Source organism: Phycisphaerae bacterium (genome assembly GCA_024102815.1).
In the GTDB taxonomy this organism is placed as follows: Bacteria; Planctomycetota; Phycisphaerae; order UBA1845; family UBA1845; genus JAGFJJ01.
Window position 1 is genome coordinate 80,795 of record JAGFJJ010000006.1, and the last position, 15,690, is coordinate 96,484.

The 15,690-nt window shown below is 61.9% G+C and carries 9 protein-coding genes; 5 read left to right on the forward strand and 4 right to left on the reverse strand.

Annotated elements, in window-relative coordinates; all coding sequences use genetic code 11:
- Positions 1–24: 24 nt before the first annotated feature.
- The 4 genes from J5J06_01645 to J5J06_01660 all read right to left on the reverse strand — a co-directional run bounded on the left by J5J06_01645 (position 25) and on the right by J5J06_01660 (position 6,848).
- Complete coding sequence (locus J5J06_01645; GenBank protein ID MCO6435773.1) at positions 25–1,341, reverse strand: extracellular solute-binding protein; 1,317 nt, start codon at positions 1,339–1,341, stop codon at positions 25–27.
- A gap of 22 nt (positions 1,342–1,363) precedes the next feature.
- On the reverse strand, positions 1,364–2,434 hold the full coding sequence (locus tag J5J06_01650) for an ABC transporter ATP-binding protein (protein MCO6435774.1): 1,071 nt from the start codon (positions 2,432–2,434) through the stop codon (positions 1,364–1,366).
- A gap of 24 nt (positions 2,435–2,458) precedes the next feature.
- Positions 2,459–4,183: an iron ABC transporter permease gene (locus J5J06_01655; GenBank protein ID MCO6435775.1), complete on the reverse strand. Its 1,725-nt coding sequence runs from the start codon at positions 4,181–4,183 to the stop codon at positions 2,459–2,461.
- Positions 4,184–4,454: 271 nt separating this feature from the next.
- Positions 4,455–6,848, reverse strand: coding sequence for a lamin tail domain-containing protein (locus tag J5J06_01660; GenBank protein MCO6435776.1), 2,394 nt, complete (start codon positions 6,846–6,848; stop codon positions 4,455–4,457).
- 525 nt (positions 6,849–7,373) lie between these two features.
- Here J5J06_01660 and J5J06_01665 point away from each other — a divergent pair.
- The 5 genes from J5J06_01665 (at position 7,374) to J5J06_01685 (ending at position 15,675) form a co-directional block, all read left to right on the forward strand.
- A complete protein-coding gene (locus J5J06_01665) occupies positions 7,374–7,703 on the forward strand; it encodes a hypothetical protein (protein ID MCO6435777.1) in 330 nt (109 codons plus the stop codon).
- Entirely contained in the window at positions 7,657–8,787 is a 1,131-nt protein-coding gene (locus J5J06_01670; protein MCO6435778.1) for a type II secretion system protein, read from the forward strand. Before J5J06_01665 ends, J5J06_01670 begins: the two co-directional genes overlap by 47 nt.
- A gap of 45 nt (positions 8,788–8,832) precedes the next feature.
- Entirely contained in the window at positions 8,833–11,766 is a 2,934-nt protein-coding gene (locus J5J06_01675) for a hypothetical protein (GenBank protein MCO6435779.1), read from the forward strand.
- Positions 11,767–11,870: 104 nt separating this feature from the next.
- The gene (locus J5J06_01680; GenBank protein ID MCO6435780.1) at positions 11,871–14,339 is read left to right on the forward strand and encodes a hypothetical protein; all 2,469 of its coding nucleotides are present in this window, start codon (positions 11,871–11,873) and stop codon (positions 14,337–14,339) included.
- 67 nt (positions 14,340–14,406) lie between these two features.
- Positions 14,407–15,675, forward strand: coding sequence for an endonuclease/exonuclease/phosphatase family protein (locus J5J06_01685; protein ID MCO6435781.1), 1,269 nt, complete (start codon positions 14,407–14,409; stop codon positions 15,673–15,675).
- Positions 15,676–15,690 lie beyond the last annotated feature (15 nt).

The window sequence follows — 15,690 nt, forward strand, 5'->3', positions numbered from 1 at the left end:
GCTCGTGCTTTGGCGGTTGACCGGTTACCGCTGGGCCAATTCACGAACGCGATCGTATTTCTCCCGATAGAAACGCCGCCAATCCCGCACAAGGTCGCGCGTGGTCCGCCCGCCTTCATTCAACTTGGCGGCGACCTCGCCGGTTTTCTCCTCGGACACGGGCATGCGCCGCCATTCGGCCATCGCATCCTCGGGGAATCCCGCGGCGATGAGAGCCCGCCACGCCCGCACGAGATCGTCGTGCTGATCGACGATGGCCGCACCCATCAATTCCGAGACCAGCAGCAAACGCGCGCTGTGAAGCGACGGATCGAATTTCTCCATGGGCTTGGCCTGGGTGTAGTCGAAGAAGCGATCCGCGGGAATCGACGCCCGGAATCGTTCAAAAAGATCGGGGCGGACCGACGTGCGATATAGATTATGCTTCAATGGTCCACCCGAGGTTCCGGGAGGAAGCACCCACAACTGCTGCCCGGCGTCACTCAGGGTGAAGGCGATAAAGTCCTCGGCGAGTTTCCGGTGCGGCGGATTGCGAAGCAGCGAGATAGGGTCGGGCGTCACGGCCGTACCGCCTTCGGGAAGGACGTAACCCAGAATGTCCGAACCAGCCTGTTCGATCCGCGCATGCGCGTAGAAATCGATGCACGGGCCCGCCAGGGCGTTGCCCGTTCCCACCTCGTTGGGGACTCCGCTGCTGCTGTCGGCGATCAGGCGCGAATTGCCGCCCATTTCCATGAGCAGCTCGAAGCCCTTTTCCCAACCGTACTGCTGGAGCACGGCCTCGTAGCAGACTTGCACACTCGCCGATTTGCGCGGGTCTGCCAAGACCACCCAGCTCTCCATCCGCGGATCGGCCAAGTCCGCCCAGGCGTGAACCGCCGGCAGCTTGTTGGTCTCAAGTCCGCGCTTGTTCACCAGAATACCGAACGTCGACAATGCCGTAGCGAACCACCGCTTGTCATTATCCAGCAGGTGGTAACCGCCGATTTCCTTGGGGATCGGCTGAAGCACCTTGTCGTCAATGTTCGCAGACGAGAGGTAGCCGCGCGACGCCGCCAGCAAGTGGTCGGCCATGCCGCCTCCGAAAAAAACATCGATTCCGAAGGACTTTCCGGGATCGGTCCTGTCCTTGGCATCGAGCAGTTGGATCAGCTCGCTGGTGCCCTGCTTGATCCATCGAATATGGACGGGCCTGCCAAGGTATCGATGGAAGCCGGCTTCGAACTCTTCCTGAATGTGAATGTTGTGCGGCGTAATGACGACCAGCTCATCCTCTTCGGCCCGGGCGGCACCGACGGCGGCGCACAGACAGAGCAAGCTTAGCGGAATAATTCTGTTCATTCAGCAATCTCCCTGATGTATTTCAGGATGGCGGCAGCAGGACAAGATCATTCGGGTCAACGGTCCACGTTGTGCCGTTGATGTCGGCGTCCGTCAGGGGTGTCGCCGATTCCGGCCGGGTCACCTTGAGGTCGGTGTCCCCGCTCCGCAACATGAGGATCGACGCCGACCCGAGATAGGTCCGCCCATCGAGAACCGCGCGGAAGACATTGATCGCCGACTGACCGTTCAGCGGCACGATGGATTCGGGTCGAACGGCCAGAATGCACTGCTTCGCCGGCGGCTCTCCGCCGTTGCGCGCAACAGCCAGCACGCCCATCGGCGTGCGGACCTTGATCCACATTCCCTCGGCGTTCTCCACCGTGGCCGGCACCAGGTTCACATCACCGAGAAACTCCGCCACCATCTTCGACGCGGGTCGTCGATAGAGCTCCCGGGGCGCGCCCACTTGCGCGATTCGGCCCGCGTTCATGATCGCGATTCGATCGGCTATGGACAAGGCCTCTTTTTGGTCGTGTGTAACATACACGGCCGTGACGTCCGCCTCCTTGCAGATCGCGCGAATCTCCATCCGCATATCGTCACGGAGTTTCGCGTCCAGGTTGCTCAGGGGCTCGTCGAGGAGCAGGATGCGCGGGCGCACCGCCAGCGACCGCGCGAGCGCCACACGCTGCTGCTGGCCGCCCGAAAGCTGGCTGGGGCGCCGAGCCCCCAGGTCGCCCAGTCGAACCGTTTCGAGCGATTCCTGCACCCGTTGGCGGATTTCTCCCCGTGGCATCCGCTGGGATCGCAGACCGAAGGCGACGTTTTGCGCCACGGTCATGTGAGGCCAGATGGCGTAATTCTGGAACACCAGCGCCGTGGGTCGGCGCTGCGGAGGCCAGCCGGTCACATCCTGATCGCCCATGAGAATGCGCCCGCGGTCCGGCTGGGCGAAGCCGGAGAGCAGGCGAAGCAGTGTCGTCTTCCCGCAGCCCGACGGACCCAGAAGAAAGAAAATTTCCCCCGGCGCAACGGACATGGAGATGCCCTCCAGAACGCGCGTCGTTCCGTAGGACTTGTTTACTGCTTCGACCGTAAGGGACACACCCATCGAATCTGCACTCCGACCGGTCCACTAAATGCGGAACAATGCGCCCAGCCGTTTCCCCAGCAGGAAGGTCCCGCCTCCGAACGTCACCGCAAGCAGAATCATCCCCACGACGCCCAGCGCTGATGCCGTTTGCACGCCGTCCTGCGGAATTGCCGCCAGCGCCCAAATGGCCTTGGTCATGGGATAGGACGACGGATCAAACGCCAGGAGCAGACTATCGGACACTTCCAGCATCGAACGGCTGAAGACCAGCAGCGTGCCCGCCAGGAGATTCGCGGCGAGCAGGGGAATGACGACCCGGACCAGCGTGCGAACCTTTCCTGCGCCGAGATCGGCCGCCGCTTCTTCCATCGCCTGGGGAAGCTGCTGCAATCCGGCGCTGCACGCCCGAACGAGAAACGGCAGACGCCGAATCGCGTAGGCGATGGCCAGGATCGTTATGGGGCTGTGCTCCAGCGGGTTGAGGAACGACAGCGGGCCGGTCTGCGTAATGGCGAAGTATCCAAAGGCCATGACCAACCCCGGAACCGCCAGGGGCAACATCGCCAGGGAGTCGATAAGCCGCGTGAGCGGGCTCGCGTGCCTCACAACGAGATACGCGATGGTCAAACCCAGCACCAGATCAATACCCGTCGCAAGAACGGAGTAGGCGGCGCTGTTCGCGATACTCTGGGCGGCCATCGAGCCCACCGCCGACTCCGATGCCGTGGTCATGTTGCGGATCAGCTCAGCATAGTGCTCGAACGTGATCCATTGGAGATTGGCTTCGATAATGCCTGATCGCGACAGGCTCGTCAGAATCACGCCGACATGGGGAATGACGGCGAATACAAAAACGACCATAAACGGCACGGAGGCGAGGACAGCGCGCCAGCCGGAAAGGCGCCGCAGCGGAACCGCCGTCGTCCCGCGGGACATGGACGCATCCGAACCGCCGCCGAAGAGAACCCGCCCCACAAGATAAACGCCTACGCTGACCACCATGAGGACAACGACCAGCGCGTAGGCGTCGCCTTCCGGACGGGTCGTCTGTAACGCGTCGAAAACCTGCACGGCCGTCAGTTTCCGAATACCGAGCATCAGCGGCGTGCCCAATTCGGTGAACGACCAGATGAACACCAGGGCACAGCCGGCAAACGCGCCGGGGCGAACGAGCGGAAGCACGATCGTCCACAGACGGCGAATCGGGCCGGCACCCAGGTCCTTCGCCGCCTCGCGCAGCGCAGGATCAATGTTCGCCAGCGCCGCCATCAGGTTCAGCAGGATGATCGGATAAAGATAAAGACTCTCCAGTACGACGCACGTCGCAAACGGATAGGCCATGAAGTCGATGGGTGATCCGGGATCGATGATTCCCCACGATGCCAGCAGGGCGTTGATGCCGCCGTTGCGCGACAGCAATCCCTTCGCACCGATAGCACCGACGAAAGGCGGAAGAATCAATGGAATCTGGGCCGCGGCGGTAAGGAGCATTCGCCCGCGGAATTCGTAAACGTCCGCGATCAGGGCCAGGGGAAGCGCCAGAACCAACGAGAGCAACGTCACCGACGCCGCGATGATTAAACCGTTGACCAGCCCTTCCCGATAGAGGGGGTCTTCGAGAACTACCCGGAACCAATACAGCGTGAACTCGCCGGCGTCCTCGAATCCGCGGCGTACCACAGAGACAATCGGCACGATCAGCAGCACCACCAGCACCGCCAGCACGAGCAGCGAGACGAAGTGATGCGAGCGAACGCGGAGTGCCATGGCGGGCCCGTCAAGACCAGAGAAACGTGGAAAGAGAAAGCCGGCACTCGGCGACCGGGCACGGCCAACAAGAAGAATTCGCCGCAGAAAGGTACGGGATTCGGATAAGCGCCGCAACCGTTCGTACGTAAAGCGGGCAGCCACCTGCGCTCCGCACAGTTCGCTCGCCTCCCGGAATCGGGTGGCATGAAACAATAGGGGCGGGACGCAGCCGGATCCGGCCGCTCCCGCCCCCCGATTCTTAGAAAGCTAAGCTAAGACCCTCGGGCTCTTAGACCTCGCTGCGGCCGAAGGCCACCTTCGAAGCCACCAGCATGCACAGCGCCAGGACCATCAGGCCCCACTCCGAGGCGGCCGGGATCGCCCCGACACAACCGGGAGCGAACACCGCATCGTCCGCGCCGTTGCACTGGTCAACGCAGTTGATGACGCCGTCGCCGTCGTCATCGCCCGTCGCGCCCTGCTGGCCGTCATCGGCACCGGGGCACTGATCGCAGCCGTCCGGAACGCCGTCACCGTCGGCATCGGCGTTGTCGTCGAAGCCGGGGCATATGTCGCAGGCGTTGCCATTGCCGTCGCCGTCGCTGTCCGTCTGCGAGGCATTGGCATTGTCCGGGCAGTTATCGCACACATTCCCGACGCCGTCGGAATCGGCGTCGGCCTGATCTTCGTTGGTCGTGATCGGACAATTGTCACAGACATCGCCAAACGTGTCACCGTCGGCATCGGCCTGATCCTCGTTGTCCACGGCCGGGCAGTTGTCGCAGGCGTCGCCGAGCGAATCGGCATCGCCGTTTTCCTGGCCCGAATTTGCGATCAGATCGCAGTTGTCGACGCAATCGGCAACGCTGTCACCATCGGAGTCGGTATCAGGATTGCCGCAGCCGCACTGACCGGGTTCGGTCTTGAACTCGTCCGCCGGGCAGCCATCGCACGCGTCCACCGAGCCGTCGTTGTCGCTGTCGGCCTGGTTCTGGCAGAATTCGCCGTCGCCGAGGTAGCTTCCGCCCGCATCGGTGCAGTCATTCACGTCGATATTCGCACAGGTCGCATCGGGCAGGCAGCAACCGCCGCAGCCGTTGGCCACGCCGGGCGTGTCCTGAGCGCCCGTCGGGGCGAACGGGCCGATGATCCAATTGCCGGTCGTGTCTTCGCAACGCAGCACGTGACCGGGAACGAAGGAGCCGTCCGGACCGACCACAACGACGCAATACAGCGCATCGCCCGGGAAGCCCTCGAGCAGCGAGACGCAATCGAGGATGGACGTCCACGGAGCCACATCGAGAATGCCGTCATCGTTCGTGTCCAGATCGTCGCCATCGGCACCGGTGAATCCGCTGACCAGGAGGTGCGTTACGTTGTCTGAGTTCTCGAAATTCAGACCATTGCTGGCCGACGAGAGAACGAGGTCCGGAGAACCGCCCAACGTAAACGTATCTTCAACGGCCAGGAAATGGCCGTCAGCGGGAAGGCTCAGACCCGTCAGGTCCACAACAGCTTCAATCGTGCCGCTGCCACCCGCGCCGTCTCCGATGACGATATACGTCAATCCGTCCAGATTCGTTCCCGGAGCGCCCGAGAGCTCGAAATACTCGTCGTCGTCGTTACCGACCTGATCGATACGCATCTCGTTGATGACCACGCCCGAGGGGGCCGGACAGCCGGCGTCACAGGTCGAATCATCGCCCTGATACGAACCGCCGCTGGCGACACAGGCCGCCGCCGTCACGTCCGCAACGCAAGTGCCCGTCAGGCAGCAGGCGCCGGTCGGAACCGTGCAGTCAACCTGAGTGCAATTCATCCCGGGGGTGAAGACCTCGGTCGCGCCGGTGCAATCGGCCGTCAGCGTCTCGACGCAATTGCCCGTCGCCGTATCGCAGCAGGCGCCGGCATCGATCGTGCAACCCACCGCTCCGCAATCGGTTTCACCGAATGTCCAGACGTCAAAGGGATCGGCGCAATCCGCGGCGAGCTCCAGCGTGCAAAGCCCCGTGAACAGATCACAGCAGGCGTAAGGAACCGGGGCACAACCCGGATCATCGAACGTGTGGGTACCGGGGAACGTCACGGTGGGAAGGTCAGCCTGGGTGACCGGGTCAAGGGCGTTGGGTCCACCGAAAGTCCACTCGGCCGCGTTGAACACGCCGGCGTTGCCCGTCAGCACGTTGGCGTTGCGCCGGGCCCAACTATCCAAGTACTCCCAAGCCGTCCCGGTACCGTCAACGCCGATCTCGCCGAGCTGGTCGACAATGGTCGCGCCGTCGAACAGCACGATCGTGTCGTCACCGTTGATCGATGCGCCAGGCGTGAAATCGTCGGGATCGAACCCGTACGTGTTGAAGAACACGCCGACGCCCGGGCCGTCACCATTCTCGTACGAAGCGACGTAGGAGAAACCGGGCGCCAGGACGCCCGCCAACGGATAAGTGTTCGTCGCCGTAGTCCCTCCGTTGTTGTAGTTGACCAGGCTGTACGTCGAAAGATCAACCGGATTGCAGCCGACGTTGGTCAGCTCCACAAACTTCGGCAAACCGCCCGACAGGTTCGCATCAACGACTTCGCTGATGATCACCTGCCCGAACGACGGTGCGGCCAGCGCAGCGCAAAGCACCGCGCCTGCAAACGCAGTCGCCCGATTTCCGTACTTCGAACCCGTCCCTTGCATTAGAACCCTCCCTTTTGCTGACGCCTCGGTCCCCAATCGTGAACCAGCTACGAATCAGTAACGCTTGCTTGCCGGGGGAAGCCTCTTTGAACAGAGCGGCCGCGCCGTGCCAACAGAACACGCCGTCGCTTGCGCCGCTCATTCATCGTCGTTGGATGTGCCCCTCCGGATCGCTCTCTTCCGCGCCAATTCCAAGCGCCTCGCGAGGCGCTGGAAAAGAGACTCGGCGCGCGCCGCGCCTAGCCGAGCCATCAGTGTACGAAAGCGAGGCGGGCGGACAAAGTTAAAGCTGTGTAAAAAATGCGCTAGCCTGGACGGCTTGAAGCCAAGATCGACAGATTTCACCCCGCGATTGTGAGTTGTTGAGATGGAGAAATCGGTCCGTTCTCCTTAGCGCAAGATTTACGTGAGATTAGTAATCACGTCATATTCCCCGCTCCTGTGGTCGCTACACTACTCGCAATTGTGCGCGGCCGTGGTTGCGGTCAACGACGGTACGCGCGCCGAGTTTCAGATTGCCTAAACATGTCGGGAAAAATCCGAGTCATCGGCGGAATCGTCCTCGCCGTCGCGGTAGCGCTGTTGCTCGTGTGGTGGTTGAGCAAGCCTTCGACGGGACTGCCGAGCCGCTTCGAGTTCGTATGTGTCGAGACGGGCAAGGTCTACAACCTTACCCGTGCGGAAGCCGCCGGCGTTCTGCCGCTGAAAAACCCCGATACCGGCCGGCGAAGTCTTTTCCCTTTAACCGTGCGCGATGGAAAGCAGTTCATCGACCAACGTTACCGGGACTCTCTGGAGCAGATGAAGGATGAGAACAAGTTCTTCGATACGACGACGATGGCACGCAAACAGTAAGTCGGCGCGACCGGCCCCGCGGTATACTACCGCCTTCACCCTTATCGAAGTTCTGGTCGTCGTCGCCATCATCGCGTTGCTGGTGTCGATCCTTCTGCCAAGCCTGCAGGCTGCCAGGGGCTACGCCAAAGAAGTCGTGTGCGGCTCCCAGGAGCGCATCTGGGGCGTGGGTCTGGGCAACTATTCCTACGTATCGAAGGACTGGATTCCGGGCGTCAATACGTCGGGCGTCGCATTACGGCGACTCCAACATTCGCCCGCGGACGCATTTCGAGAGGGAATCCTGCCCGTTCAGAGTTTCGATTGGATGACACCGCTTCTCGACAGCCAGGAACTGCCCTCGCGCCGCGCCGATCGCTTTGCCTTTCTTTTGGATCAATACAAGTGCCCGGCGCTGCTGGATCTGCCGTCCATTCTGTACGGGTCTGCGCCGGACAAGGATGACTTCGAAGAGATCGAGCACTGGTCACCCGTCAGCTATCTGATGCCGGCGTTTTTCCAGTACTGGGGTGAAAAAGAGAAAAACAAGGAACTGGCACGTAACGCTCGCCTCGCGGCACTGAAGGTCCTTTCCCTTGTGCCGCCCGAGCCTACCCAGGACAACGTGGAGATGCCCACCTACGTCTCCAAGCTGAATCGAATCGGAACGCCGGCAGGCAAGGTGTTCATCGCCGAAGGTACGCGCTATCTCGACGACAAGGGCGCTTTGGACTTCGACTTCAACCCGCTTCCAAATTTCTTTGGCGCGTTTACCAGCGGGGGCGCCTGGTGGGCAGGCGAAACCGCTTACGGCGTCAAAGCACAGACTCCGAACTGGGACGGCGTACCGACGGCAGTTGAACCTCCGGCGAAGGGGAAGAACCTGTTTCTTTCTTATCGCCATCGCGTCACCCGCGCAGGCAATGGCTCCGCGCAGGATAACAAGGGTATGCTCAACATGCTCTTTTATGATGGGCACGTTGAACTTCTCAACGACCCCGATTCCCGTCGAATTGACTACTGGTATCCCAAGGGATGCATCGTAAGGAACGGCACAAGCGGACAGGGACTAACGGAAGTGGAGAATGGCACGGTCATCCCGTAGCGGGGTGGATGGCAGGCTCGTTTGTACTCAGCAGGAGGGTAAAGAATGAAGCGGGTGGGAGTGTATCTTGTTTTTGCCTCGGCGGCTGTTGCCGCCATCGGGAACGCCGCCTGGGCGCAGGACAGTGTTTCCAACACGGGCTGCTTACCGGGCGACGGCGTATCCCCCTGGGATACGACCGAGTTGAAGAACGATTATGTCGTCGACCTCGTTCCCCTGACCACGTCGTGGGGTACACGTTTCGGCATCGCACCGCTGATCAAGGCCAGCAAAGCCGACGCCACCTTCTTCGGCAGCTTGACCGGCGCGCAGTCGATGAGCCGCACACAGCTCACCAATACGGCGCTGAGCGGCACGTTCGACCTTTGGACCACGGCCGGCGAGGGCATCAACGCGGCGGAGAATGATGCCCCGGCAAGCTCGGTAGATCTCACCGGGCTGCAAGGCAACCAATTTTCCGTTGCGTTTACGGAGTTTTCGAACAGCTATAACGGTGTCATTGGTGCTATCGTCCAATATGAGGCGGAGAACCCAGGCCGTCTTTACGTCTCGCGAATCGCCGCCGCTTCGAACTCGTGCGACGCGACCACGAACCTGTCGCAGTACGGCATGGGCACGGTCGATGCCGCCGGCAACATTCACATCCGTACGGACGATTTCGGTGTCGCTGACGGCTGTGGTCAGCTTCGCCTGGCCGAAGAAAACCTGCTTCGCGTCAATATGTCCCTCCGCGATCCCGCAAAGATAAACCTCACCAGCAACTACCGTTGCGGAGGGACAGGCGCCGCTTGCAACGAGGACGCCGATTGCGGGGCCATGACCTGCGATCCACCGTCGACGGCTGATGCCGGCGCAACCGATTGGCTCATCCGCAATTCGACCGAAGGTCGCTGCGGTGACGGTGCTGTCTGCGACGTCGTCAGCGCTCCGAGTTGTGTGGTCGGGACCTGTCAGCAGGTCACCTACGGCGGTCCCAACATCCTCCCCGGGAGTTCGCCTCCGGTCTACTTCGGGCTGAATTCCGGAACGGAGTACGCCCGCGGTACCACGAATACCACGATCGTCAAGGATGCAAGCCACTTTGCCGCTGGTGTCGTGGATCAGCGCGGCAGCATGGGCTACACGCATGAGCAGTGTGCTTGGCTCAACTCGACGGCGGGCGTTGCCGCTCACCTCGGCCGTAGTGCCGCCGGGCTGACGGACCGTATCAACGTCGTCGGGCTCGACGCCAACGGCGAAGTCACGGGAACGCTCAACCTCATACTTCCGGCGGTGGTGAAGGACAACAAGTCCGGCTTCTGTGACGGCACCGTAACCGCCAACCTCGATACACCCTGTTTCGATTTCGTCGGCAGCACCGATTGTCCAGCGGGTGAGCTTTGCGAACAATTCACCAACCTGACCCAGGCTCCGGACGTCAACGAGTTCGACCACTATCACTCCCAGGTGGCTTTCCGCGGTGGGAACAGCCAGGTCGCTCTGGGCGTCGATGCCGACGGCAATCTTCTCGTTGCGGCCGTCGTCGACCAGCCGTTCGCGGTTTCGGCGTCGCCCTACGATTGGCCCTGCCACTACATCGCTGTTGCTCGCGTCAATTGCGACACGGGCTCCTCGGAATGGACCATGGCCGGCTTCAACGACATCATTAACAGCCGCGGGAAGCCCATTCTCGACGGACCGAGCCCTGCGGGCACGCCGGTGGGTCGCCTTGGGTTCCTTTATGAGGTGACGGGCGGAACGCCCCAAGGTCCGAGCTTCACTTCTCCCATGATGGACTCGGCCGGCAACATCTGGTTCCTTGCAGCGACCGAGACATTCGGCGCCATGGACCCGTTTGATACCGCGCTGATCCGCGCCGTCTATGACAAGGACAACTTCGGCTACGATCTCGAGCGTGTGTTCCAGCAGGGTTTCACGTTCCGAGGCGCCAACTCGGATCGCCGATGGCAGATCGGCTTCATGAATTTAGCGGACAGCAATTCAATTGATTCAGGCACGGCTTGGTCGCAAAACATCAGCGGCGTGGCCGTTGGCAACGAAGATCCCGCCACGTTGGCCGCCCGCGATCCTCGCACCCTCGGTGGCGTGATCATCAATGCCGAGATCACGTACGACTGGGACGACAACGGTATGTACGAATTCGATTGCAGCCTGAGTGGAAGCAACGACCAGGAGTATCGCGCCATCCTCTACGTCGGTTCGATCACCCGTCCCGCTCAGACGCCCAGCACCATTACGTCCTATCCGCACGGCGCCCTGAAGCAGCGGTACATCTCCTTCCGTCCGGACCAGGCCAGCGCCGGCCTGCCGCACGGTTATCAGGTTACGGACGTCGGAAGCGGGCAGTCCTACTACATCAGCTCGCCACGTACCACGCCGGCATCGATCGCCGGACAGGGACTCACCTTCCTTGTTTCGGACGGCACGCCGCCTCTGGCTGATTTTGGTGCGCTGCCCTTTGTTCACGTTGGCGGTTGCATGATTGCCCCGGGTGATGCGGACGCGGCCGTTGGTCGTGCGTACGAGGTGCGTGCCACGCAGGACGGCTTGACGTTCACCGCACCGCTGACGGTTTACACGGCTGCCCGCCCGACCACGGCCAATGCCCGTCTGTGGGCTGACGTTGTCGGTGGGTTCTCGGCCGGTGGCGACGGTTCGACCACGCCGCCCACGCCGGCGAATTCCTGGACGCCGCCGAACCGGAACGTGAGCGGATTCGATATTTCCGCCACGCTCCAGGGTGTTTCTTCGCTGCCGTCCGCACCGCACTTCACGTGGTGTGACGTGAATCCGGAGCGAACCGACCGCGTCGTCATCGGTCCGGACGTACTCCGCGTCGTGAATGCCTTCAGCGTCGGCTCGGGACGCGAGTACTATCCGTACGCGTATCCCCAGACGCCCACGGTCATTCACGCACCCACGCCGCCGACTCCGGCGGTCTGCCCGGCTCCGCCGCTGGAGTCCGCGCTGACTCCGTGATGTGATGGTTTCCAGGTGGGGAGCGGCCTTATGGGTCGCTCCCCACCTTGTTTTTTTTTGCCCGTACAGAACAAGCGAATGCAGAAATTGGGGGACCCCAGGGAATGACCGCTTCACGTCTCGCGTATCCGCAACGATATGTCTCCGCCTGTCTTACGATCATGGCCGTGGCCGGGTTTCTCACGCCACGAGCTGCGGGGTGGAATCCATCGTCCGGCGACTGGTCCAAGTCCGATCCGAATCATGTCCGCGTCATGACCTGGAATGTTCAGGATGACATTCGATCCGGCACGACAAAAACGGAAGGGTTCAATGCCTGGACGGCCCTGGCGCGCATCGTAGCGGTCATCAAACCCGACGTTCTGCTGCTCCAGGAAGCGGGCGACAATGGGACCTTCAACGGCGTGGACAGTGTTTCAACGCTCACGACCGTGATCGATCAGTTCTTTCACGGAGGGTCGGGCGTCACCGCGTACGTGCAGAAATACGCCCCGGGATACGATCTTCCCTATATCTTCGTCAGCAATGGCACCGACGGATACAACCGCAACGTGATCGTCAGCGCATTCCCATTTGCCGACCTCAACGGTGACACGCGCAGCCAGTACTCTGACATCCCCTTTATTCTCTCCGATTTGTATGCCCCCGGCGGCAACGGGGGCATTCGCGGATTCATGTTCGCGGAGCTGAACTTGACAGACCTCGTCTACGAGGGAGATCTCATCGTCGGGTGCGCTCACCTCAAATCCGGCAGTGGTTCGAGTGACCTGGCGGACCGGCTCGAGGCCGCGCAGAACGTCGCTTACTTCGTCGATTACTTCTACAACGGCGGCGGACTCGGCTCGCCCGATCCGCGGAGCCGTATTTCCGACAGCCCCCAGGCCACGATACTCCCGAATGCCGACACGCCGGTCATTCTCGGTGGCGACTGGAACGAAGACGAGCAGAACAACGGCCGACGAGGTCCGGCGGATTGGCTGACCCAGGCCGAGTTCCTCGGCGGCACGGATGGAACCGATCGCGACCGTACGGACATGACCTACGATTCCGCAACCGACGTGTTCAACGGCAGCCGCAACACGCTGGGCTCGAGCAAGCTCGACTACATCGCCGTCCAGGACAACATCGTGACGGTCATTCGCCAGTTCGTATTCAACTCCGCAACGATCCCCGGCGGGAATTACCCCGCCGAACTCATTGGTTTTTCCGCTCCGAGCGTGGCAAGTTCTGTCGCCTCGGACCACAGGCCGGTCGTTTTGGATCTCGAATTGCCCATCTCCGGCGGCTGCCTGAACAACCAGGATTGCAGCAACGGTGTCTTCTGCGACGGCGAGGAGATCTGCAACGCCGGCGTTTGCGGCCCCGGCACCCCCGTCGATTGCACGGATGCCATCCCCTGCACGGCCGATTCCTGCAACGAGTCGCTCGACCAATGCGACCATACGCCCAACGACTTTGCGTGCGACGACTTCCAGTTCTGCAACGGCTCGGAGGTCTGCGACCCGCTCCAGGGTTGCATCGCAGGCCAGCCCGAGACCTGCGATGACGGTGTTGCGTGCACGGTGGACAGTTGCGACGAGAATCTCGATGTCTGTCGCCACGATGTTGACGACGCCCTTTGCTCCAACGGGCAGTTCTGCGACGGAGCGGAAACCTGCGATCTGTTTGCCGGGTGCCAGCCGGGTACTCCCCCGGACTGCTCGGACGACGGTATTGCCTGCACCATCAACGACACCTGCAACGAAGCCCTCGACCGGTGCGAAGGTACGCCCGACGATCAACTCTGCGGACAGGATGAAACGTGCATTGCCGGCGTCGGGTGCGTGAACGGATCGCTTGCCCCGCCCCTTCCGGCCAACGGTTACCCGCACGCCGCGCTCAAAAACCGATACATCTCGTTCTCCCCTTCCCCGACGCTCGCAGGCATCAGTCACGGCTACCTCGTGACTCACGTCGACTCGCAGGTCTCATGGTTCATCAGCACGCCGCGCACGACACCGGCAGCGATTGCCGGACAGGGACTGACCTTTCTCGTCAGTGACGCCGCTCCGCCTCTCGCCGACTTCGCCGCGCTGCCCGTTATTCACGTCGGCGGCTGCCTGATCGCCACCGACGAAACCTACGAAATCCAGGCGACGTTCGACGGCGTGAATCTCTCCGCCCCGTTGACGGTCTCCACGGCCGAGCGCCCGACCAATTCCCGGTTCTGGGCGGATGTCGTGGGAATGTTCAGCGCCGCCGGAAACGGTTCCACCGTCCCCCCAACGCCGGCCAATGCCTGGGAGCCCCCCAACGGGGCGGTGAGCGGATTCGACATCTCCGCCGTCCTCCTGGCAGTCGCCGCCGGGGCATCGCCGCCCCCCCTTACCTGGGCGGACGTAAATGGAGAAGCACCGGACCGCACGGTTACCGGTGGCGACGTGCTCCGCGTGGTCAATGCATTCTCCATCGGTAGCGGTCGCGAGTTTTATCCCTACGCCCACCCTGATCCGGTGGTACCATGTGACATCTGCGACCCGGTGTCAGCAGCCCAGTGTGGAACACCTCCCTTGCAGAGCGCGCTCCTGCCCTAGGCGGGTGGCTTGGCTGCCACGAATTGCAGGAAGGTCTCAGTCAATGCCTCTGGAAAGGAATCAAAGCATGCAATCTTCCCGGACCTGTCTGGTGTTGTCGATTCTGCTCGCCGCCCCGGTGGCCTTGGCCACAGATCATTCGCAGTCCCCCATCGGTGCGGACGAGGGTCGCCCCCGCATCATGGCAGAGGACGCCGGCCGGTTTCATGGGGAGATCGCGTTCGTTCATGGGCAGGTATCCGGGTTCGTGCGCAAGGGTCGCATGAACCTTCTTTCCTTCGGACCGGAAGACCAGCCCTACTTCGAGCTTGCCATCGCAGAGCCTGTTGCCCGACGTTTCGACGAACCGTTGGAATCCTACATCGGCAAGAACGTCCGCGTCCGGGGATGGATCTCCGATTACGCCGGCCGACCCCAGATTCGCATCACCGAACCAGGCCAGATTGAAGTGCTCGATGCGCTTCCGAAACTCGAGCCGCCTGCCAACAGGAGCGCTACGTCCGCAGCCGGCTTCAAGGTCGCGTCGTTCAACATCCTCAACCTGTTTGACGACGTGGACGACCCTTACACAAGCGACGAGACGACGCCGGCCAAGTCCCGCGACGAAATGAAGCACGTGGCCGAGGCGATTCGACGGATCAACCCCGATGTCATCGCCCTGCAGGAAGTGGAGAACCGCGGATACCTCCAGCGATTCGTCGACGTATTCCTCGGCGATATGGGCTACGAGAATGTCGTGCTTCTGGATGGGCCCGACCCGCGGGGCATCGACGTGGCGCTCGTTTCGCGACTCCCCGTAGGCCCGGTCACCAGCTACCAGTATGCTCGATTCCCCAGCGCGGGAGAGACGCGCACCTTCGAACGGGACTTGCTGTCCGTACGGATCGAGCCGCCGGGACACGAGTCCTTCGAAGTTTGGGTCGTCCACCTCAAGAGCAATTATGACGGGCGGAAGTACGCGGAACCGATCCGAATTGCAGAAGCACGCAAAGTACGGGAAGTACTCGATGCCCGGCTGGCCGATGACCCCAACGCCCGCATCGTTCTCTGCGGCGACTTCAACGACACGCAGGACAGCGCCACGTTGAAGACCATCCTCGGTTCCGGCTCGACGGCCATGTTCGATACGGCCTCCGCCCTGCCGGACGAAAACCGAGTTACCTACAACCGCGAACCCTACCGCACGCAGATCGATTTCCTGCTGCTCAGCCCGGCATTGAAGGAGCGATATGTACCCGGGTCGTTCGACATTCTCCAGGGATCGGTGGAGACCACCGGCTCGGACCACAATCCGATCAGCATCATGCTGAATCTCAGCTCGGCCTCAACGCGCTGAGCCACGGCGTGCCCC